Here is a 20,979-nt window from a genome sequence, read left to right as displayed (position 1 = left end):
TGCTGGGGCGCCGAATTTGGCTAGTCACTATCGCTAGTGAAATAAAGGTTTGAAAGATTGAACATCTTAACCTCTGTACCCTACGAAGAATATAATAGCGTATCCGCCTTAAAATGAAAAACTGTTTCCTATAAAAAGATATAATAACTGTGACTATGTGAGCAAATCAAAGTAAGTTTGTTAACTGAGCCGGTGAATATGTTGTGGTATTAGGCAGGATATTGGTTGTAGGTTAATTTTTTAAGGTTTATATCACGTGATAAAACAGTTTGCATAAGTTAATAAAAATGCCGTATCTCAATGAATACGACATTTTATGCTTAACAGCTGGTGCTACTTGTAGTAAACATAGCGCAAATCAATAAAAATCTATAATTAGTGGGCTTCATCCCAATTATTGCCAATGCCTGCCTCTGCCAATAAGGTGACGTCTAATGATGCTGCTTGCGCCATTAAGTCGCACACTTTAGTTTTGAGCGTTTCAGCTTGAGCTTCATCCACTTCAAACACTAATTCATCGTGTACTTGCATTATCAGGGTTATTTCACCTTGAGTGTCTTGGTTAATCCACTGGTGAATGGCAATCATGGCTTTTTTGATAATGTCTGCTGCAGTACCTTGCATTGGCGCATTAATCGCAGCGCGTTCAGCAGCCTGGCGACGCATGGCGTTGCGGTCGTTGATTTCAGGCAAATATAACCGACGTCCGAATAACGTTGATACATAACCTAGTTCAGCCGCAATGGCACGGGTTTCTTCCATGTATTTGAGCACGCCTGGATAGCGAGCAAAATAAGTGTCGATGTAGGTTTGGGCTTCGTTACGTGGAATATCTAACTGCTTGGCTAAACCAAATGCTGACATACCGTAAATTAAGCCAAAGTTAACCGCTTTAGCGCGGCGACGCTGCTCTGTCGTCACTTCTTCGAAATGTACGCCAAAAACTTCCGCTGCAGTAGCTTTATGAATATCTTTATTTGCAGCAAAAGCTGTTAATAAACCTGCGTCTTGGGATAAGTGCGCCATGATCCGTAATTCAATTTGTGAATAATCGGCTGCTAAAATCTTACGACCCGCGGGAGCGATAAAGGCTTGGCGAATACGGCGGCCTTCCTCGGTACGAATGGGAATATTCTGTAAGTTTGGCTCACTTGATGACAAGCGGCCAGTTGCAGCATTAGCTTGGTGATAACTGGTATGAACTCGACCTGTAGTAGCGTTAACCATTAGTGGTAGCTTATCGGTATAAGTGCTCTTTAGTTTGGCTAGACTGCGATGTTCAAGGATAATTTTCGGTAAAGGGTAATCAAGTGCCAGTTCTGCTAACACGTCTTCAGCTGTTGATGGCGCGCCTTTAGGCGTTTTTTTCTTCACTGGGTAACCCAGTTTTTCAAAAAATAACGTTTGCAGTTGCTTAGGCGAGGCTAAGTTAAACTTCTCTTCAGCAATTTCGTAGGCTTTATTTTCAAGATCATCGAGTTTTTTGGCTAATTCACCACTTTGCTGACTCAGTAACATTGAATCAATCAATACACCTTGGCGCTCAACGTCTGATAATACTTGAATTAACGGTAGTTCTAATTCGGTAAATACCGAAGCTAGCTCAGGTTCTTTTTCCAATCTTGGCCATAGGTGTTGATGTAGACGCAGGGTGATATCGGCATCTTCAGCAGCATATGGGCCAGCTATATCTAAATTAACTTGGTTAAAGGTCAATTTTTTTGCACCTTTACCAGCGACCTCTTCGAAACTAATATTTTTATGGCCAAGATATTTAAGCGCTAAACCATCCATGTCGTGGCGCGATGCCACTGAATTAAACACATAGGATTCGAGCATGGTATCAAAGCGTATGCCTTTGAGAGTAATTCCAGCATTGGCTAAAATACTCATATCATACTTAAGGTTTTGGCCCACTTTCTGTGGCGTTTCACTTTCAAGTATCGGTCGCAGCTTTGCAAGTGCACTGGCTTTATCTATTTGCTCTGGTGCGTCAAGGTAGTCATGTGCTAATGGTAAATAAGCTGCTTTACCTGCTTCGGTAGCAAATGATAAACCGACAAGTTCTGCTTCCATGTAATTGAGACTAGTGGTTTCAGTATCAATCGCAATCAGGTCGGCGCTATTAAGCTGTTCGATCCATTTGTCGAGAGCTTCCATAGTCAGAATCGTTTCATATTCAGCTTCAATAGTTGGCGATACGATGATTTCTTCATCACTATCGTCGTTAACGGTGCCACGAGGTTGCTTGTTATCTAATACTTCAGCTAACCAACGCTTGAACTCCATTTCACCAAAGCATTTAATCAGTTCATCACGATCTTGTGGCTTAACATTGAGCTCATGCCAGTCTTGTTCTAGTTCTACGTCCGTTTTAATGGTGGCTAGCTCGTAAGATAGCTTTAACATGTCGGCATTATCAATAATTTTAGTCGGCATTGTTTTTGAGCCCCGAAAACCCATGTCGACAACACTCTGTGGATCGGCAAGTAACTGGGCAACACTGCCTGCTCCGGTTAACATGGCCAAAGCGGTTTTTTCGCCGACGCCGGGTAAACCTGGAATATTGTCAGATTTGTCACCCATTAGTGCTAAGAAGTCGATTATTCTATCTGGGTTAACACCGTACTTCGTCTTGACTTCTTCGGGTCCCATAATGGTATCTGTCATGGTATTGATTAAGGTGACATGCTCATTGACGAGCTGCGCCATGTCTTTATCGCCGGTACTGATTAACGTTGCTCGGCCTTCTTTACTCGCTTGAAGGGCGATGGTGCCAATAACATCATCGGCTTCGACACCAGAAATACTGATCAATGGTAAACCCATAGCGTGAATGATTTTGTGTAACGGTTCTATTTGACTACGCAGATCATCGGGCATCGGTGGACGCTGGGCTTTATATTCGCCATACATATCGTTACGGAAGGTTTTGCCTTTAGCATCAAAAATGACAGCAATATGACTTGGGCTGTAGCGATTGAGCAAGCTACGAAGCATATTAACAACACCATAAACGGCGCCTGTAGCTTCACCTTTTGAATTGGTTAAATGAGGCGGCGAATAATAAGCGCGATAAAGATAAGATGATCCATCAACGAGGATGAGCGGGTTATTGGGAATCGTTGGCATAATTAATATTCGTGTTCATTATTTTGCGAGACTAATAGGATGACATTATACCCACAGCACCTCAAGATGCTTAAGAGATTGTCAGTTATTTATCCAATATAGTGCTCAATAACCATCATGGCAGACAAGTGGCGTAACCATTGAGGTTTTATGGATAATTTTATCGAGAAAAGCCAACAATCAGCCACACTAAAAGGCTCCCAGCCTGTGGATAAGTCTGTGAGTGAAATAATCAACGTTGCTGGATAGATTTTCTTACGGCTTGAAATGAAATCAGTAACTAGTTGAATTGTATGTTTTATTTTTATTTTTGTGAGCTAAATATTAATTCTAATAAATATTACTAATTTGTGGACTTTTTTATTGATGTCAGTTAAGTCACAATGAATTTTAATGATGTTTTATGACTAAAAAAAGCGCATCTACTAATTTCGACGTTCTAAGTTAGCACGATTTTTAATCAGATCAATCGTTTTGTTGGTTTTTTGTTGTAAATTTTACATTATCAATTAAAAGTTGAAGGAGGGTGTCATGAAAAAGATTGCTGTTTTATTGAGTGGCTGTGGGGTATTTGACGGAACTGAAATTCACGAAGCGGTATTAACCCTGCTGGCGATAACGCGAGCAGGTGCACATTATCAATGTTTTGCGCCAGATATTACTCAAATGCATGTGGTGAATCACCTAACTGGTGAGGTTAACACCGACGAAACGCGTAATGTACTAGTTGAGTCTGCGCGAATAGCACGTGGTGAAGTACTTAATGCCAGCACGTTAGATGTTAGTCAATTTGATGGTTTGGTTATTCCTGGTGGTTTTGGTGCCGCTAAAAATTTATCTAATTTCGCCACCACTGGCAGTAATTGCGATATTCAGCCTATTGTAGAAAACTTTATTCGTGAGTTTGGGTTAGCACATAAACCGGTGGGTTTTGTGTGTATTTCACCTGTGATGATCCCTAATATTTATGGCAAAGGAGCCATTGGCACCATAGGCACTGATGTTGAGACCGCGCATGCATTTAATGAAATGGGCGGTAAGCATAAAAACGCCCAAGTAGAAGATATTGTTGTTGATGAAGTGAATAAAATAGTCAGTACGCCTGCTTACATGCTAGCAACATCAATTTTAGAAGCACACATAGGTATTGAAAAACTGGTTAATAAAGTACTTGAAATGGCGTAACGATTAGGTGTGAAATACTGCGTGAGTATGAGTGGATTAATGCCAAAGTAAATGCCACTGTAAGTGGCATTTATTATTGGTGAGCAGCAGGTTTCTAGCTGCTTTTAGCCAGTTGAGATTTTCTGCTATCAAATAATGCTTGAGCTAAGCCAACACAGAGCCCTGCAATATGGGCACCATTAGCAATAGGCATTCCCAGAATATCAGTAAAGCCTAAAACTAACCAAACAAGCATAAATCCCATATAAGATTGCGGCAAACTAATACCACAAGTGGGGTTTCGAATACCCATTAGCCAGGTGTAACCCACCACAGCGTAAACCACACCAGACAGCCCGCCAAAGTTAGGTCCTGTCATGTAAAACTGCACAATATTAGGTAAAGTACCTGCGACGACTAATAGGAAGAGTAATGGTCGGGTGCCTAATTGGGTTTCAATTTTACCACCTAAGTACCACCACCACAGGATATTGAAAATAATATGCATTGCAGAAAAGTGCATTAGACTTGGAGTGAATACTCGCCAAATTTGGCTTATATCACTGCTTGGAACAGCGTTAAAAAAAGATAATTTTGTAAAAATAGCATCAGCAAAGCCAAGGTTCATGCCCGCGAAAACGGCAACACAAGCAAAAAAGCACACTAATGTCAGTGGGCCTGCACCGGTCATAAACTGTTGAATTAAGCCTTTAGTTCCTGGGCCATAGTCAAATTTGGTATCCGTTGCACCGTTGTCCCAAGAGGCTTGCAAGTATTTACTATCGTATGGGTTTTTAGCAAACTCAATTAACTCAGCTCGAGCTTGGATTTCATCAGCTGGGTTAATAATTTCTAGGCCAACACCCTGAGAATGAGTCACAGCATGGCATTGAATATTTAACCCTTTGAGGTAGTCAATAAACGCTTGTGCTGCACGTGCATTAGGTAGTTGGCCAATTTCTATCATGAGTTAGCTAAGCTCCACGCACTAAAACCACCGTCTAGGCTATAAACATTATCAAAACCTTGTTCATTTAGGTAAGTTGCCGCGCTTTGGCTGCTCATACCGTGATAACACACTACCACTAAAGGTTTGTCCATATCAGCAGCGCCAATAAAGTCTGCTAGATTTTCGTTGGTTAAATTGGTTGAACCTTCAATGTGACCAGCTGTAAAACTTGCAGCATCACGAATATCAACAACTTGTATGTCGTTAGATTCGGTGGACATATGGATAAGTTCATTAATCGACAAATGTTTAAAACCAGACATGTTATTACCTATGAAAGTGGACTAATAGCGTTAGGCTTAGTATTAGTATTAGTATTAGTTTGCAACAAGGGGTTGTACAAATACAACCCCTTGTTAGTGTGGATGAGCTAGACGTTAATAGTTAATCCCAGCTTAAGATGACCTTACCAGATTGACCTGAACGCATAGCATCAAAGCCTTTTTGGAAGTCATCAACACTAAAGTGATGCGTAATGATAGGAGACAAATCTAAGCCCGATTGGATTAAGCTTGCCATTTTGTACCAAGTTTCGAACATTTCACGGCCGTAAATACCCTTAATGATCAGACCTTTAAAAATGATTTTGCTCCAATCAATTGCCATCTCGCCACCAGGAATACCTAGCATGGCAATTTTGCCGCCGTGGTTCATGGTGTCCAACATGGCGTGGAATGCAGAGGGTACGCCTGACATTTCTAAACCTACATCAAACCCTTCAGTCATGCCTAGTTCTTTCATGACATCTTTAAGGTTTTCTGTAGCGACGTTAACAGCGCGAGTCGCGCCCATTTTTCGGGCTAGATCAAGTCGGTATTCGTTTACATCGGTAATTACCACATGACGAGCTCCGACATGTTTACACACAGCAGCAGCCATAATACCAATAGGACCCGCGCCAGTAATTAATACGTCTTCGCCAACTAAATCAAACGACAATGCGGTGTGAACTGCGTTACCGAAAGGATCGAATATAGCCGCTAAGTCATCAGAAATATCTGCAGGGATCTTGAAAGCGTTAAATGCAGGTAGGACTAAGTATTCGGCAAATGCGCCGTCACGGTTGACGCCAACACCTGAAGTATTACGGCATAAGTGGGTACGACCAGCACGACAGTTACGGCAATGACCACAGGTAATATGACCTTCACCAGAGACGCGATCGCCAATGCTAAAACCTCGCACTTCTTGGCCAACACCGACCACTTCACCGACATATTCATGACCCGCAATCATAGGTACTGGAATGGTTTTTTGTGACCACTCGTCCCAGTTGTAGATATGGACGTCAGTACCACAAATAGCCGTTTTACGAATTTTGATTAGTAGGTCGTTATGACCCATTTCTGGTTTTGGTGCATCGACCATCCAGATGCCTTCTTCAGGCTTTAACTTACTTAACGCTTTCATATTGATGACCTATGTTCTGTAGAATTAGATAATGCCCATTTCTTTACCAATACGGGTAAAGGCACCAATAGCATGATCAAGTTGTGCGCGAGTATGCGCTGCAGACATTTGGGTTCGAATTCGTGCTTGGCCTTTAGGCACGACAGGGAATGAGAATCCAACCACGTAAATATGTTGTTGCAATAAACGGTTGGAAAAATCACCCGCTAATTTAGCATCGCCAATCATAACCGGAATAATGGCATGATCTGCACCACCTAAGGTAAAGCCAGCCGCCGACATCTGCTCACGGAAATAGCGACTGTTTTCCCAAACGGCTTCACGTAAATCTTGACCGGTTTTTAGCATTTCCAGTACACGAATTGACGCGCTAACAATAGAAGGCGCTAATGAATTTGAAAATAGGTAAGGGCGCGAGCGCTGACGTAACCATTCAACGACTTCTTTTTTCGCTGCAGTAAAACCACCCGAGGCGCCACCTAACGCTTTACCTAATGTACCGGTAATAATATCGACCCGATCCATGACGTTGCAGTATTCATGAGTTCCACGACCATTTTGACCGATAAAGCCAACAGCATGAGAGTCATCTACCATCACTAATGCACCGTACTTATCCGCTAAATCGCATACGCCTTTCAGGTTAGCGATTACGCCGTCCATCGAAAACACACCATCGGTTGCGACTAAGATATTGCGAGCGCCAGCTGCTTGGGCTGCAATAAGCTGAGTTTCCAAGTCGGCCATGTCGTTGTTGGCATAGCGAAAACGCTTAGCTTTACATAAACGCACACCATCAATGATTGAGGCATGGTTAAGCGCATCAGACACAATGGCATCTTCAGCATCTAATAAGGTTTCAAATAAACCTGCGTTAGCATCGAAGCAAGACGAATATAAAATAGTGTCTTCCATGCCTAAAAATTCACTTAGGCTAGCTTCTAATTGCTTATGAATATCTTGAGTACCACAGATGAATCGTACCGACGCCATACCAAAACCATGACTGTCTAAACCGGCTTTTGCTGCTGCGATAAGATCAGGATGATTGGCTAAGCCTAAATAGTTATTGGCGCAGAAATTAATCACTTCTTCACTGTTAACTTGAATGGCGGTTTGTTGAGCTGAAGCAATGATGCGCTCGCTTTTGTATAAGCCATCGGCTTTTACATCGACAATTTGCTGATTAATTCGGTCGTAAAAAGAGGTAGATGTCACCTGTGTTCTCCTAAATATGGTTATTATGCTTATCCAAATCACGCAGTAAAACACTGCGATAAATGACAGGGTGTTTTGGAGTTGTTGGCATTCTAACCTTTATTTTTGCCGCTCTACAGCGTTTTTTTAAGACGTCAGACCAACATGAGTTAGTTTAGGTCTAGCGACTTATTCACATTAAAAAAACTAATCTTTAACATTGCCAGTAACGAAGTTGAGGACGAGGGTGACAACCCCCTACGTAATCAGCAAGTAACCAACTCAATTGTAGTTAGTTATTTACTGATTGGAAGATCAGTTACGCAGACGAGATAAGCGATAATGTCAGGATTTAATTACGCAGCGTTATGGCGTTCTTGACTGGCTATGTCTAAGTAATGCTGTTCTAAACGGCAGAATGTCGCGCTTGACGTGGGAGTTGAGTAAGCCTGAAAAATCATCAATACTCTTAATAACCCATCGTATAGGGTGGCTTTGGTAATCGTTGATGTGCTGGATTGAGTTAACTGATAGCTAATCCAGAAGCTAACCATCATTTTAATAGTGTCGGCAAGTGCGGTGACTTTATTATCATCGACGTCTAGGAAACCGTCTTTTTTGAGTTTGCGTAGTACATCACTTGAACGATTAAGCACTTGTTGTTGAGCATGCAAGTAGCGTTTTTTTAGCGCATCATCACGGCTTAAAATGTCAGCTAAGTTGGCATACATAAACCTAAACTGCCATAAAGTATAAAACATGGCATCAAAGTAACCCATTAATAATTCAATGGTAATAGGCACGTCATCATAAGGTTTAAAGCCTGATTCTAAATGACTCTCATATAAACCAAATATGCAATTGATGATGTCTTCTTTATTACGAAAATGATAGTACAAGTTGCCTGGGCTAATGCCTAAATGCGCAGCAATATGGTTGGTGGTAATACTACGCTCACCGTGTTCATTGAATAGTTCTAAGCTGGCAAAAATGATTTTATCGCGGGTTTTCATGTGATTTCCATATTCATTATTGACTTATTGTCACTCAAATAATTCGTTAAGCCGACTTAATATGAGTATGTTAACATTGTGCTTATCTGACAAGCAAAAATCGATGACCCATCTTACATGAACCGTATTGTTTATTCTTTGTTCCTATATTTGTTGTTTCCGCTGGTGATTCTTTATTTAGCATTTCGTGCCATAAAAAGTGTCGACTATCGTAGCCGTTGGTCTGAACGTTTTGGTTTTGCTAAGTTAACCAAAACTGATGTGTTGATCCACAGTGTGTCGATGGGAGAAACGTTAGCGGCGATTCCGTTGATTAAGCTGCTGATGACTGCGCACCCAGATTACGTATTTACCGTTACTACAACCAGTCCAACAGGGTCTGCTGAAGTGACTAAAGCATTTGGCGATACGGTCCAGCATTGCTATTTACCGTTTGATTTTTCATATGCAATTAAACGTTTTTTACGCCAATTACAGCCCAAAGTGTGCATTATCATGGAGACCGAGTTGTGGCCAAACTTAGTCCACTTTGCAGAGCAGCAAAACGTGACTCTGATTTTAGCCAATGCACGCTTATCGCAAAAGTCCGCTGATAAATATGCTAAAAAGCGTCGTTTGGCTGTGCCGATGTTAAACAAACTCCACTTGATTACCGTACAAACTAAAGCTGAAGCTGAACGGTTTATTACCCTAGGAGTGACTAGTCAGCGCATACATGTGTGTGGCAGTTTGAAGTTTGATCTCACTATTGATCCTATCAAAAAACAGCAAGCCAACACGCTTCGAGCCAAGTGGGATCGGGTTAATTCACCTATTTGGGTTGCAGGGAGTGTTCACCCCGGCGAGTTTGAGGCCATTTTGAGTGCTCATAAACAGCTATTAGCTTGTTTCCCTAATGCATTATTGATTATGGCGCCCCGACATCCTGAGCAATTTAATTTAGCCGCTATTACCATTACCCAATCTGGATTGGTGTTAGCGAGACGCAGTATGAATGATGAGGTAAATGCGAAAACTCAAGTATTGCTTGGCGATACTATGGGAGAGCTAGTGATGTTATATGGTACAGCGGATCAGGCATTTGTTGGCGGGACATTGATTAATAATGGTGGTCATAACCCACTAGAACCTGCTGCTATGGGGTTACCAGTGTATGTTGGCCCCAACCATTGGGATTTTGCTGAAATAACCCAGTTACTTGCCGATGCTGGTGCATTAACCTGTATTAGTTCTGCAGATGAATTGGCGCAAGAATTACAAAATAAGTTTACCGATAACCATATGTATCAATCTGCGTCCTTTGCTGGATTAGCAGTCGTTGAGCAAAATCGGGGCGCGCTTTTAAAGCAGTTTACCCTCATTAACGAGCTCATCGTGTAACATTTTGCTGTCAGTCATTTGAACATAAACGTATAAAAATAGACGCTCATTAGCGTCTATTTTTATCACTACGCCATACCAGAGTTAGCTTTAGATTGGGTTTATGCTTTGGTAACCGGCAAGTAATTGCAGCCAATGCTGTTGACTAAATTGCAGCGTAGTCAGTTTAGCGTGCTCTTTGTTAAAAGAACGTAGCAAGCGGTCTAAATTGGCTTGTTGCCATGTAGGCTGTGGTGTACGTAATTCACCTCGATCAAAATCAATCAAATAGAATTCCCCATGCGCCAGTAAGATGTTTTTGGCATTTAAATCGGCGTGATATACCCCACGCTGATGAAATTTGGCAATGGTTTCACCTAATAAATACCATTGCGATTCTGTCATTGGGTTGTGGCTTAAGTAAGCCACTAAATCATTTGCACCAGCAACATGTTCAATAATTATATCGGCTCGATACCATAAACCAAAACGTTCAACATTTGCCGCAATAGGGCGTGGAACTGCAAATCCTTCTTGATATAAAACTTCAAGAATTGCTAACTCTGACACCGCACGGGTTCGTTGTAGGCCGGTATAGAAGTAGGCATCTCTGCTGAATTTTTCTATCATTCCACCGCGCCAATAATGGCGTAATACCCATGTTTGCGGGCTGTCCGAGTTATCGGTTTTGACAAACCATGTGGTGTAACGGCCTTTGGACTGACCCACCACTGCATTTTTTTCTCGCCAACCATCAACCGCGAAGTCTTGCGGTGCTAAGTGTTGGGCTGTGGTTTCACACCATGCAATATGGCCAAGTTGGGTGTTTTTTATTTGCATCTAATGATCAATAGCATTGGTTAGATTGTGGATCGAAATAACATTATACCTTAAGATCACTCACTTGCCTTCACCGCCTTAATTCTTCACTCAAGCATATTGGATAATCAATGAAAGCTGACTTTAGTGCGATACGTTCATTATGTTTACTGCGTTTGTCTGCCATTGGTGATGTTTGCCACGCAGTAGCAATGGTGCAGGCTATTCAAAAACAGTATCCAGACCTGAGTATTACGTGGATTATTGGTAAGGTTGAATATCAATTACTCAAGCATTTGCCTGGAGTCCAGTTTGTTATTTTCGACAAGTCCAAGGGCTGGCGTAGCTATATTCAGTTACGTCGTGATTTACAAGGCCAACGTTTTGATGTGCTGCTACATATGCAAGTTGCACTTCGTGCGACCATAGCCTCATTAATGATCAAGGCGCGAATTCGGGTCGGATTTGATAAGGCCAGAGCCAAAGAAGGCCAGTGGTTGGTGACTAATCACGCCGTTGCTCCCTTGGCCACACCGCATGTATTAGATGGTTTTATGGGCTTTGCTAAAGCCATTGGTGTAGAAGACTTAACGCCAAGTTGGAATATTCCTGTACCACAAACCGACACCGACTTTGCCAAACAACTGGTGGGCGATGGTAAAGTCATGGTGATTTGCGCAGCAGCCAGTAAGGCCGAACGTAACTGGCTGCCAGAGCGTTACGCTGCCGTTGCTGATTATGCTATTACGCAGGGATTCAGAGTAATGTTGTGCGGCGGTCCAACAGCGTTAGAAAAAAATCTAGCGGATGTGATTCAATCTCATAGCCAACAGCCATTGGACAACCAAGTAGGCAAGACATCTTTGACTCAGCTACTTGCAGTGTTAAAACAAGCCAAGCTAGTGCTCGCACCTGACACCGGACCTTTGCATATGGCTGTTACTCAAGGTACGCCAGTGATTGGTCTATATGCTCACTCAAACCCAGGGCGAACTGGACCTTACCTTTATCGCCAGTACACTGTCAGTGTTTACCCACAAGTGATAGCGAAGCAATTTGATGCCCCAGTGAAATGGGGCACGCGTGCTAAAGGTGAGCATTTAATGGTGATGATAGAAGTTGATCAGGTAAAGGCTCAGTTTGATCAATTCATTAAGCAGTAAAAAGCTCGCTTTTAAGCGAGCTGTCATTATCTGAATTCGGGTTTAATATTTATACTTGCCGCGGAATAAACCAAATATCGCACTTAGAAGTGCTACAGGTAGCTTTGTTTTTTGATGTTGTTTGAGTATGTACCAATTCCAAGCTTGTTTTTTATACTCAAGAATTTGTTCATTTGTTAATGTATCGTTGAACATATCGCAGAAATCGATGATGTATTTCAATTCTCTCATCGGGATATCTTGGCGATAACCTCTACCAGAATAATGAATGAAATCTGCTTTTTGATAATCATCATGCCCTAAAAGCTGCATACGGTTAAAGTTTGCTTCTACACCTATGCTTTTTATATTATCTCTCCTGATGAGATAGTTAATATAGGTTTGGTCGTAAAATTTAACGTTGTTACAAATGGCCTGCATTTCTTCAATATTGGCTTTATCAAATAGGCCGGTTTCTTTCGATAGCAGAAACATTCCAGAGTTGTAATAAACTATTTTATTGTCTTCTTTTGGCCAATCGACTTCGCCTAAGATATTATTGATTTGCACCGCTTGCTCATTTCGATCGCGATGACGTCCCTCATTGAACATATAAACTGTATCAAGGTCTGAATATAGTTCAAATATATCTCGTGCCCATGGCGTCACGATAATATCTGCATCTAGATATAGTACTCGATCATATTCTTTGAGTATCTCTGAAATATACAGCTTTTCAGACCATGCCGGGCTTGAGTCAAATTTAGGGTTACTGACATGAATTTTATAATGCAGTTGATCTGAAACGATGACATCAGCGCCAATTTTTTCGCCATAAGCTTTAAAGCTGGCAACGGCAGCGCGATACATTGGATTATCGCCAATAGCGAGTGTAAAAATAGCCTTCTTCATCGATTCACCTTGTTTAAATTTATGTTTTTGGTGTTAAGTTTTTAACTGAGTGAGTTCATTTTTTTATATTGTTGGAATACTTGGTCAACGCTAATATCCTCGATATAACCTCTACCTTCAGTTGCATACATTACGTGCGACACTTCGCTTTCCGGTGGTGCCCAATAAGGTTTTTTCTCACGCATCATGGCTAATAAAGGACGTTGAGCGGCAAAAGCAAAGTGTAATATAGCGGTATCGACTGTGATGACAAAATCAGCGTGTGCAATGAGTGACGGTAGTTCAAAAAAATGCTCGTTCACGGTAAAAACAGCCGTTTGTATATTTGTTCGAGTGGTAAATTTTTCGGTTTCCATACTAACAGAATCAAAGTTTTCTTTAGTCACATTGACGACAAAGCGTTGAGTCGCATCAATAGCCGATATTTTTTCAATAAGAGAAAATAATTGCGTTAACTTCCAATCTTTTTTGTCGTTAGTCGATAAGTGGTTTAAAAAAAGCAATCTTCCTTGTTTTTTTAAGTCACTAAACTTGCTGCTTAGCCACGACTGAGTAATAGGTTCAATAGCCGCAGGAACCTTTAAGGTAGGCATTAATTGCTCAGACGTTAGATTAAGCCCTAAAACCTGATTAAATACCATATTGTATCTATCGGTAATATGGTGAGCCTTGGGAAGGCTGTTTTCATTCAATATGAAAGTGTGGTTAGAGTGACTAAAAAATAGTTTGTTGAGCCATCCAAATGAAGCACTTTTAGGGATACTCGATACAATAAAAGCACTGCTACTTATACTGCGCGCTATGTGCGAATATTGTCGACTCTTACTGACGGAATGGCAGAATATAATGTCATATTGACGAAGTTTAGCTTGTTCAATATGGCTTTGCATGGCTTGTTTTGAATCTGTGCAGCCATAAGTTAACGAAAATGCGCCCTCAGTATCCATCCATTGCTGTAAAATTTTACTTCGAGATAAGCGCCAACTATCACTATTACAACGAATATCATCTAACCAGATGTCGATTTCGATATGAGCATATTGCTTTTTTAAAGCGATAAGAAAGGTTTTTAAGTAAAGAAAGTCACCTAACGCAACTGGCGAAATAAACAGTAAGCGTTGACACGTTTGTAATTGCTTTTTAGAAACTATTGGCATGTGAATAGGCTGCTTTGTTGATCGTTATACCTTAAATAATACCTTGAAAAGAGCGCTTTTTAAATCAATACCTTGAGAAAACCTAGTAGAAGTATTGATTTCATTTGATATCGGATTAGTCAGTAGAGAGGATTAGAGGTAGATTGAGGCGTGTTATCATTTATACTAGTGATCTTTGTAAACTCTGATGCGGAATAATTAATAGGAATTGACTTGCGATGATTTGTTTTGATGTGTTACATCCCTATTATTTACCACAATATTTCCCTGTAGCGGCTGAACTCCAAAATCGTTCGGTGTCTGTTACCTATGTAATATACAAGAGTGTTGATCAGCAGTCGGTATTAGAATCACTCGTGAACAAGCACCAACTTAATGTGGTGTGGGTTAATGATGAAGCAGAAGCGCTTGAGTTCTATTTATTGAATAAGCCTAAATGGATTATCTTTGGTAATGCATTTGCATCAGTATCGCGATTAAATGGTATTAGTAAAACTGCGTTGATGCAACATGGCGTTGGGCCTAAATCGGTATATTATACTGTCTCAAAAGGCGATATTGAGGTTCGCTTTGTTGAGGGGCAATACCGTTTGAAGCGGTTACAAAATATGTTTCCTAAGAAAGTGTTTATTGATACGGGTTATGCAAAATTAGACCCTATTGTTCGTGGCGAGGAGCCGGGTTTAGATTTAGCCTCTTTAGGCTTAGACACTCGAAAAAAAACCTTATTATACGCGCCAACATTTTACCCAAGCAGCATTGAAGCAATGGCTAAAAATTGGCCCTCTCAATTTTCTGAATATAATATTTTGCTTAAACCACATTATTTTTCATTGAGTAAATCCAATTATAAAAAACAAAAAGCATTGCTTACTCATTGGGCAAGTTTTGATAATGTATATTTAGCACCCGCTGAAGAAGCAAATTTATTACCGTTTATGGCTTCAGCAGACGTATTAATTAGTGATGCATCTTCGGCATTATTTGAGTTTGCCGCCTTAAATAAACCGGTTGTATGGTGTGATTTTTATCATTTACGTTGGTCTTATCGAGGGATTTTTAAATTTAGGTTTAAAAATCGTGTTGATCAAGATTTATACCGCTACGCAGATATCGCTGCGCACGCCAAAACATATAAACAATTAAAGCAGGTTGTTGACCAGCAGATTGCACAACCAGAGTTATTTTCACCCCAAAGAATGCAATATACGGCAGAGTTAGTGGGTGTGGTTGATGGTCTTTGTAGTCAGCGAATTGTGGACTATTTATTAAGCTAAGGATTTAGATGAACATAATTACATTCGGTACTTTTGACATGTTTCATATTGGTCATTTAAATATTTTAGAAAGAGCCAAAGAGCTCGGCGGTACATTGACCGTTGGGGTGTCATCTGATGCGCTCAATTTTAGTAAAAAACAACGAAATCCTATTTGCGATGAAATAGACCGCATGAGAATTGTTGCAGCGTTAGCGTGTGTTGACCACGTATTTTTAGAAGAGTCTTTAGAGCTTAAAGCTGAATACATTCAAAAATACAAAGCTGATTACTTAGTTATGGGGGATGATTGGCAAGGTCGTTTTGATCATCTATCACATTTGTGTAAAGTCGTATATTTACCAAGAACCCCTGCTATTTCAACAACTATGTTGATAGAGATCGTTAAAGAAATTAGATAGTGAGTTAGTCATTTCTATGAAACAGAAACATGCGCTGGATAAAAAATACCATAGCATGTTTCTGTTAAACTATTTTTCGGCTCGTGAGAGTGATAAACCGTTATTGACCAATAAAATGTTGGGTTTTAAGCCAATCTAAATATTCAGGTACGGCTTGCTCAACTGTTTTAAACTCAGCTTGGTAACCAGCAGCTCTTAATTGAGTTAAATCAGCTTGGGTATAACTCTGATAAGCACCTTTCAACTTGTCTGGGAAAGGAATGTACTCAATATGCCCTTTACCATGATAAGCAATGACGGCATTGGCAACATCATTAAAGCTTTGAGCTTGGCCGGTTCCGCAATTATATATGCCCGATACAGATGGGTTCTGCCACAACCATAAATTGACTTTAACCACATCTTCGACAAACACAAAGTCACGCAGTTGCTGACCATTTTCATAACCATCAACACCTTCAAACAAACGACACACGCCATTAGCGTTAATTTGATTGTTAAAGTGGAACGCCACACTGGCCATGCCGCCTTTGTGTTGTTCACGTGGGCCATAGACGTTGAAATAACGTAATCCCGCCACTTGAGCCGTGAGTTTTTGTTGTCTTACATATTGATCAAATAAGAACTTAGAGTAAGCGTAAACATTGAGTGGCTTTTCAAGTTCACGTTGCTCAATAAACTTTTCGCTGCCACCATAAACAGACGCTGAAGATGCATAAATAAATTGGCAGTTATTGGCTTGGCTGTAATGCAATAATGTTTTTGAATACTCGTAATTATTGGCCATCATAAACTTGCCATCCCACTCGGTGGTCGATGAGCAAGCGCCTTGATGGAAAATGACTTCAAGTTTGTTATCAAAATCGCCCGCTTTGATTTGCTTGATGAAATCATCTTTATCAAGATAATCAGCAATTTCACAATCGGCTAAATTGAACATCTGGGTGCCGTCGGTTAAGTCGTCTACCGCAATAATGTCATTTCGGCCCATGGCATTAAGTTGTTTTACTAAATTACTACCAATAAACCCGGCTGCGCCTGTCACAACTATCATATTCGTATTTCCATTATTGTTGCTCGCGATGAGCTTAATTTAACACATTGCTAAGGCCTGTTGATCTTTGCTGATTGAATTTTGTTCGAGTTAAAAACGTTTTAATCGCGGCAAATGGATTGCAGCCTAGTCATCTAAGCAAAATGCATTCAACAAAGAGTAAAACGTTTTTAGCCGAACCCTCCGGGCAGCGTTTGTTGACCATTTTTACAGCGTTATCGACTTTTTATGTAGAATAATTACAACTCAAAGTCTCTGCCTTGTACAAATGGTCACCCATTCGCTGCAAAAACAATCTTGAAAGATCAACAGGCCTTAGAATCTAAGATTGTTTGTTCAAAAAGTCGGCTATGTCATTCGATACCTGATCAAAATCGATTAATGCCATATTACGACCGGTTCTTTTTCCGACTGGAGGCGTATAAGCAAATCGCTTGCTTGGCTCAGATAATGTTCCCCATCTAATATGAGGTGTTGAGCGTCTTCCTGCGTAAAATCCAACAGTGGGTACATTATGTAAGCCCGCTATGTGTAAAGGCCCTGTGGAGCCTGCAATAAACATGTCTGCTGCGACTAATGACTCGGAAAAATCAATCAAACGATCTAACGGCTTCGCTAGGGATATTTTAATTGATGTATTGGCCAGTAACGTTTGAATTTCTTGTGCAAGCTCCAGTTCACTTCCATTGAATGTTAAAATGAAGTGACATGCCGGTTGAGTCTTTTTATCGATATTTATTATCAGCTTAACTAGTTTTTCTATAGGAACGCAACCAGAAGAACCGCCAGTACCTGGATGAATAAAAATCAGCTTTTCATTAGCTAACATTTGGTAGTATTGCTGCCAATATTCCTTGCGGGCACTCATATCCCAAAATCTAGAAGGTAGCTTAGGAATAGCATAACCGTGATGAGTTAAGAAGTGCTCTACCAGCATGCATGCACCTCGCCAGCAACCTTCACTGTTTAAGTATTCATTGCTTGCCCGATGTTTATATAAATATTGATACCAATTATGTTTAGGTACTAATTTATATGGAATATTGCTTTTGCTAAGGATTTTATAAATTCGAAATTCTGATAAAAGCACGATTACAGCATCATAATGTTGCTGTGCAATTTGTTCTGCAATACTAGCATCATCTTTTGAGTCGATAAGGGTATTATCTACGTACGGACAGGCGTCAGCAAAAGACTTAACCACAGGAGCGACAAATACATCTATGGTTGCCTCTGGGAGTGCTTTTCTGAGTAGATAAAGTGCTGGCCATGTCAGTACAAAATCACCAATTTTATCGTGCTTAATGACTAAGATTTTTTTCATATGAATGTCTGAAAGATAAAATATTAACTCAATTCCATCGTATGATGGGGCTTATACTATTGTAAATTTTAACGATTGTCTTAACCATCAATATGAATGGAGTAAGAGCTTTTACAGAGTATATCAACTCAAGACGGTTTATTGATAGTGTTGCACTAACAATGGTAACTGCAGTTAACAATTGAATTGATTGCTGTTGTTACTATCTACAAGTTCACGGGTAGGTAGGGGGTTTCAAGCGGATTATTATAGAGTTTTTTGATTTTATATTTTGAGCTTTATATTTTGAGCTTTGTTGAAGTAGACAGCAATGCCAGTGTCAATCTTAAGTCTATTGATTTGTATTTGTTATGGTTCACTTAAAGCTACTATTCATTAAATATGGGGATATTAATCACCTTAATATCCCCATATTAGCATTTACTTTGTTGAAGGCTTATTTAGCCAAGGCGCCCTTGCGTCAGTGCCACTATAGAGTTCAAATTTACGTCCTAGCTTTTGCCCTCCATCTCGCGTGAGTGGTTGCCATGCAAGGTTACCGCGATTGGTTACAGGCGTTGGTAGTATTGCATCAAATGGGATCGAGATATAAAACCCTTTAGTGAAACTACCTTCACCGAATTGGTCAGCAGATAAGTTAGTTTTAGAAGCAAATGCACCCACAATGACGCCGCTATCAAATTGTTTAGATAAATCGACAGTGACCCCGCGATCTTCTGCTAAGTATTGACCGTAACTGACCCTAAGCAATACATCATCGAACCAGCTTGGTTGATAGTATACGCTAGCATGACCCGTGAATGTGCCTGTTTGAGCTCGGTAAGATATGCCTAAGTCGGGGTCAAAATTGATCTCATTTTCAAAAAGGCCAAATATATTATCAGGATCGCGCTGCTTCACATAGTTTGCATCAATCCCAAATGCCCATTCGCTATTCATTGGACGATAAAGAACTTCAGTACCCACGCCAGCAAACATCATTTCTAAGTAACCAACATAGGCTTGTGCATAGATATTCTCACTTAATTTATCTAACCAAGTGAACTGCAGATTATCTACACGCACAGGATTGTCCGACACGTATTGTCTAATCAACGTTCTGACGCGCTTTAAATCAGTACCGTCTGGTGGAGTCAAATATTTAAACTGGTCATAGTTATCGAGTATGTTTATATACATCGAACTACTTACTTCAATATTGTCAGTTATCCAGCGGCTTGCAGATCCATTGATACCAAAATTAAACAGGTAAAAGTTTTCTGAACCACCAAAAGATTGCACAAGTTTGGGTGCAAAACCATAGTTCCATTGGTCGGGTGTTTCCCAATCCGGCGTTTCAGTTGGCAAAGTAGGTTCTACAACTTTGGTGCTATTTTCAATGTTGGCATTAATATAGTTGTGCTGTACTGCATCTTTAAATTGTTTAGCATCAATCTGTGTTTCTGTCGTAGGCAAATGACCCGTACTTTCAATTATGTTGAAGGTTTTCGCATCTGGAAACTGGTTTGCTAAAATGCGTCCTACCTGATCATGAGCGTTTTTTCTGTCGCGATATTTTGTTTGTGTCGCAACTATGGTCACTTGATCATTTTTGATGTAAATCTTAGCGCCCTTATAACCAGCATCAAAAGCGAGTTGCTTATTTAATTCAGGTAAATCAACTTTGCGGTCGGCCATATCAGGTTTATCTTCAATAGCTTGCTTGGGCGTATCACGCCAGTTCGATTTTAAGCTATTAAAATTAGTGGCTAAACTAAAGCCTAATGTCCAAGTATTACCACGCTCATAACTTAATTTAAAGTCACCCCAGTTACTGACTCGATATAATAAACCGTAGTTTATTGGGCTACTTTGATTAAGTGGATTACCGGTTTGTAAAGCTGCAAAGTCAGACTTATAGTCATTACCATCGTACTCAACCTTTATGCGTAAAGGATCCCAAGGGGTTTGATATTCAACACCGGCAAAAATAGCACTACAACCTTTAAACCAACGTTCAAAGTCAACATTACCACCTTTACCTTTAAAGCCTGTATTGCGATTACAATCGACAGATGATGATTTGTTAGTATCGGTTAAATTACCGCGGTTGCCTATATAGCCCCAACCGACACCAACAGTGGCGTCAAAGGGACCAAAGCCTTTAGTCATTGCAATATATTCGCTATCAAATAGGCCTGTGCCACCAATATCTCTTACCCCAATAGAGGTTTCAGGTATCCAGTAGCTTTCCTCTAATAAACGCAACTTTACGTCGATGCCTTTATCGGTGTAATAGGTATCACCACTAAAGTTAGGATCATTGCTGTAAAGCACATCGGGTACTTGAGTATAGCGAATCGTAGTTTCTAACCAAGGAAACAGTTGCAGTGATAATGCACCATGATAGTAGTCTTCGTTGAAGGTGGCATTAACACTAAATTCACCTTCTGCTGCCATTCTGCCTGTTGGCATTTGAATCAGGCCTACACCGCCAAAATCGTATTGTGAAGGAGTGATTTTTTGTGTTGATAGTTCATCGCTTTGTGCCGCAGCGCAAAAAAACAAGCCGCTTACCATGAAAGGAATGGCGAAAAGAGAATAAATAGTCTGCTTTGCGTGACTCATGG

17 protein-coding genes are annotated in these 20,979 nt (G+C 40.5%); 5 read left to right on the top strand and 12 right to left on the bottom strand.

Going from position 1 to position 20,979, the window contains the following annotated elements:
- Positions 1–375: 375 nt before the first annotated feature.
- Entirely contained in the window at positions 376–3,132 is a 2,757-nt protein-coding gene (polA, locus tag EGC82_RS00465; protein ID WP_124729025.1) for a DNA polymerase I, read from the bottom strand.
- Positions 3,133–3,663: 531 nt separating this feature from the next.
- Between polA and elbB the strand changes: the two genes are divergently transcribed.
- Positions 3,664–4,317 carry an isoprenoid biosynthesis glyoxalase ElbB gene (gene elbB / locus EGC82_RS00460; protein WP_124729024.1) on the top strand — a complete coding sequence of 218 codons (654 nt, stop codon included), beginning with the start codon at positions 3,664–3,666 and terminating at the stop codon, positions 4,315–4,317.
- Positions 4,318–4,411: 94 nt separating this feature from the next.
- Here the strand turns inward: elbB and glpG are convergent, their stop codons facing one another.
- From glpG to EGC82_RS00435, 5 genes are all read right to left on the bottom strand, one after another.
- A complete protein-coding gene (glpG, locus tag EGC82_RS00455) occupies positions 4,412–5,263 on the bottom strand; it encodes a rhomboid family intramembrane serine protease GlpG (RefSeq protein ID WP_124729023.1) in 852 nt (283 codons plus the stop codon).
- Entirely contained in the window at positions 5,260–5,568 is a 309-nt protein-coding gene (gene glpE / locus EGC82_RS00450; RefSeq protein ID WP_124729022.1) for a thiosulfate sulfurtransferase GlpE, read from the bottom strand. Before glpE ends, glpG begins: the two co-directional genes overlap by 4 nt.
- A 121-nt stretch (positions 5,569–5,689) precedes the next feature.
- On the bottom strand, positions 5,690–6,715 hold the full coding sequence (gene tdh, locus EGC82_RS00445) for an L-threonine 3-dehydrogenase (RefSeq protein ID WP_124729021.1): 1,026 nt from the start codon (positions 6,713–6,715) through the stop codon (positions 5,690–5,692).
- 24 nt (positions 6,716–6,739) lie between these two features.
- Complete coding sequence (locus EGC82_RS00440; protein WP_124729020.1) at positions 6,740–7,933, bottom strand: glycine C-acetyltransferase; 1,194 nt, start codon at positions 7,931–7,933, stop codon at positions 6,740–6,742.
- Between the two features lie 335 nt (positions 7,934–8,268).
- A complete protein-coding gene (locus EGC82_RS00435) occupies positions 8,269–8,925 on the bottom strand; it encodes a TetR/AcrR family transcriptional regulator (RefSeq protein WP_124729019.1) in 657 nt (218 codons plus the stop codon).
- 117 nt (positions 8,926–9,042) lie between these two features.
- Here EGC82_RS00435 and waaA point away from each other — a divergent pair, with 117 nt between their 5' ends.
- Positions 9,043–10,305 carry a lipid IV(A) 3-deoxy-D-manno-octulosonic acid transferase gene (gene waaA / locus EGC82_RS00430; protein WP_124729018.1) on the top strand — a complete coding sequence of 421 codons (1,263 nt, stop codon included), beginning with the start codon at positions 9,043–9,045 and terminating at the stop codon, positions 10,303–10,305.
- A 90-nt stretch (positions 10,306–10,395) separates the two neighbouring features.
- Here the strand turns inward: waaA and EGC82_RS00425 are convergent, their stop codons facing one another.
- Entirely contained in the window at positions 10,396–11,124 is a 729-nt protein-coding gene (locus EGC82_RS00425) for a 3-deoxy-D-manno-octulosonic acid kinase (RefSeq protein WP_124729017.1), read from the bottom strand.
- A 110-nt stretch (positions 11,125–11,234) separates the two neighbouring features.
- Here EGC82_RS00425 and EGC82_RS00420 point away from each other — a divergent pair, with 110 nt between their 5' ends.
- Positions 11,235–12,266 carry a glycosyltransferase family 9 protein gene (locus EGC82_RS00420; protein ID WP_164839071.1) on the top strand — a complete coding sequence of 344 codons (1,032 nt, stop codon included), beginning with the start codon at positions 11,235–11,237 and terminating at the stop codon, positions 12,264–12,266.
- A 42-nt stretch (positions 12,267–12,308) separates the two neighbouring features.
- On the opposite strand, the gene EGC82_RS00415 is transcribed toward EGC82_RS00420, so the two are convergent.
- Positions 12,309–13,157, bottom strand: a complete 849-nt coding sequence (locus EGC82_RS00415; protein ID WP_124729016.1) for a glycosyltransferase — start codon at positions 13,155–13,157, stop codon at positions 12,309–12,311.
- A gap of 41 nt (positions 13,158–13,198) precedes the next feature.
- Entirely contained in the window at positions 13,199–14,314 is a 1,116-nt protein-coding gene (locus tag EGC82_RS00410; protein ID WP_124729015.1) for a glycosyltransferase family 9 protein, read from the bottom strand.
- A 218-nt stretch (positions 14,315–14,532) separates the two neighbouring features.
- Here EGC82_RS00410 and EGC82_RS00405 point away from each other — a divergent pair, with 218 nt between their 5' ends.
- Entirely contained in the window at positions 14,533–15,591 is a 1,059-nt protein-coding gene (locus EGC82_RS00405; protein ID WP_124729014.1) for a CDP-glycerol glycerophosphotransferase family protein, read from the top strand.
- Positions 15,592–15,599: 8 nt separating this feature from the next.
- Positions 15,600–15,992, top strand: a complete 393-nt coding sequence (locus EGC82_RS00400; RefSeq protein WP_124729013.1) for an FAD synthase family protein — start codon at positions 15,600–15,602, stop codon at positions 15,990–15,992.
- 100 nt (positions 15,993–16,092) lie between these two features.
- Here the strand turns inward: EGC82_RS00400 and rfaD are convergent, their stop codons facing one another.
- The 3 genes from rfaD to EGC82_RS00375 all read right to left on the bottom strand — a co-directional run bounded on the left by rfaD (position 16,093) and on the right by EGC82_RS00375 (position 20,977).
- Positions 16,093–17,046: an ADP-glyceromanno-heptose 6-epimerase gene (rfaD, locus tag EGC82_RS00395; protein WP_124729012.1), complete on the bottom strand. Its 954-nt coding sequence runs from the start codon at positions 17,044–17,046 to the stop codon at positions 16,093–16,095.
- Positions 17,047–17,368: 322 nt separating this feature from the next.
- Complete coding sequence (locus tag EGC82_RS00380) at positions 17,369–18,370, bottom strand: glycosyltransferase family 9 protein (RefSeq protein WP_124729011.1); 1,002 nt, start codon at positions 18,368–18,370, stop codon at positions 17,369–17,371.
- Positions 18,371–18,790: 420 nt separating this feature from the next.
- Entirely contained in the window at positions 18,791–20,977 is a 2,187-nt protein-coding gene (locus tag EGC82_RS00375) for a YjbH domain-containing protein (protein ID WP_124729010.1), read from the bottom strand.
- Positions 20,978–20,979 lie beyond the last annotated feature (2 nt).

The organism is Shewanella livingstonensis, assembly GCF_003855395.1.
GTDB classification, from domain to species: domain Bacteria; phylum Pseudomonadota; class Gammaproteobacteria; order Enterobacterales; family Shewanellaceae; genus Shewanella; species Shewanella livingstonensis.
The sequence above is the reverse complement of the archived record's forward strand: the minus strand, read 5'-3'. Positions and strand labels throughout refer to the sequence as shown.

What these genes read in the sequence shown, in the direction of transcription:
- EGC82_RS00380 (WP_124729011.1), bottom strand. Translation starts at nt 18,370, where the DNA reads ATGAAAAAAATCTTAGTCATTAAGCACGATAAAATTGGTGATTTTGTA.
- EGC82_RS00375 (WP_124729010.1), bottom strand. Translation starts at nt 20,977, where the DNA reads ATGAGTCACGCAAAGCAGACTATTTATTCTCTTTTCGCCATTCCTTTC.
- glpG (WP_124729023.1), bottom strand. Translation starts at nt 5,263, where the DNA reads ATGATAGAAATTGGCCAACTACCTAATGCACGTGCAGCACAAGCGTTT.
- EGC82_RS00425 (WP_124729017.1), bottom strand. Translation starts at nt 11,124, where the DNA reads ATGCAAATAAAAAACACCCAACTTGGCCATATTGCATGGTGTGAAACC.
- tdh (WP_124729021.1), bottom strand. Translation starts at nt 6,715, where the DNA reads ATGAAAGCGTTAAGTAAGTTAAAGCCTGAAGAAGGCATCTGGATGGTC.
- EGC82_RS00420 (WP_164839071.1), top strand. Translation starts at nt 11,235, where the DNA reads ATGAAAGCTGACTTTAGTGCGATACGTTCATTATGTTTACTGCGTTTG.
- waaA (WP_124729018.1), top strand. Translation starts at nt 9,043, where the DNA reads ATGAACCGTATTGTTTATTCTTTGTTCCTATATTTGTTGTTTCCGCTG.
- polA (WP_124729025.1), bottom strand. Translation starts at nt 3,132, where the DNA reads ATGCCAACGATTCCCAATAACCCGCTCATCCTCGTTGATGGATCATCT.
- EGC82_RS00435 (WP_124729019.1), bottom strand. Translation starts at nt 8,925, where the DNA reads ATGAAAACCCGCGATAAAATCATTTTTGCCAGCTTAGAACTATTCAAT.
- EGC82_RS00400 (WP_124729013.1), top strand. Translation starts at nt 15,600, where the DNA reads ATGAACATAATTACATTCGGTACTTTTGACATGTTTCATATTGGTCAT.
- glpE (WP_124729022.1), bottom strand. Translation starts at nt 5,568, where the DNA reads ATGTCTGGTTTTAAACATTTGTCGATTAATGAACTTATCCATATGTCC.
- EGC82_RS00410 (WP_124729015.1), bottom strand. Translation starts at nt 14,314, where the DNA reads ATGCCAATAGTTTCTAAAAAGCAATTACAAACGTGTCAACGCTTACTG.
- elbB (WP_124729024.1), top strand. Translation starts at nt 3,664, where the DNA reads ATGAAAAAGATTGCTGTTTTATTGAGTGGCTGTGGGGTATTTGACGGA.
- EGC82_RS00415 (WP_124729016.1), bottom strand. Translation starts at nt 13,157, where the DNA reads ATGAAGAAGGCTATTTTTACACTCGCTATTGGCGATAATCCAATGTAT.
- rfaD (WP_124729012.1), bottom strand. Translation starts at nt 17,046, where the DNA reads ATGATAGTTGTGACAGGCGCAGCCGGGTTTATTGGTAGTAATTTAGTA.
- EGC82_RS00405 (WP_124729014.1), top strand. Translation starts at nt 14,533, where the DNA reads ATGATTTGTTTTGATGTGTTACATCCCTATTATTTACCACAATATTTC.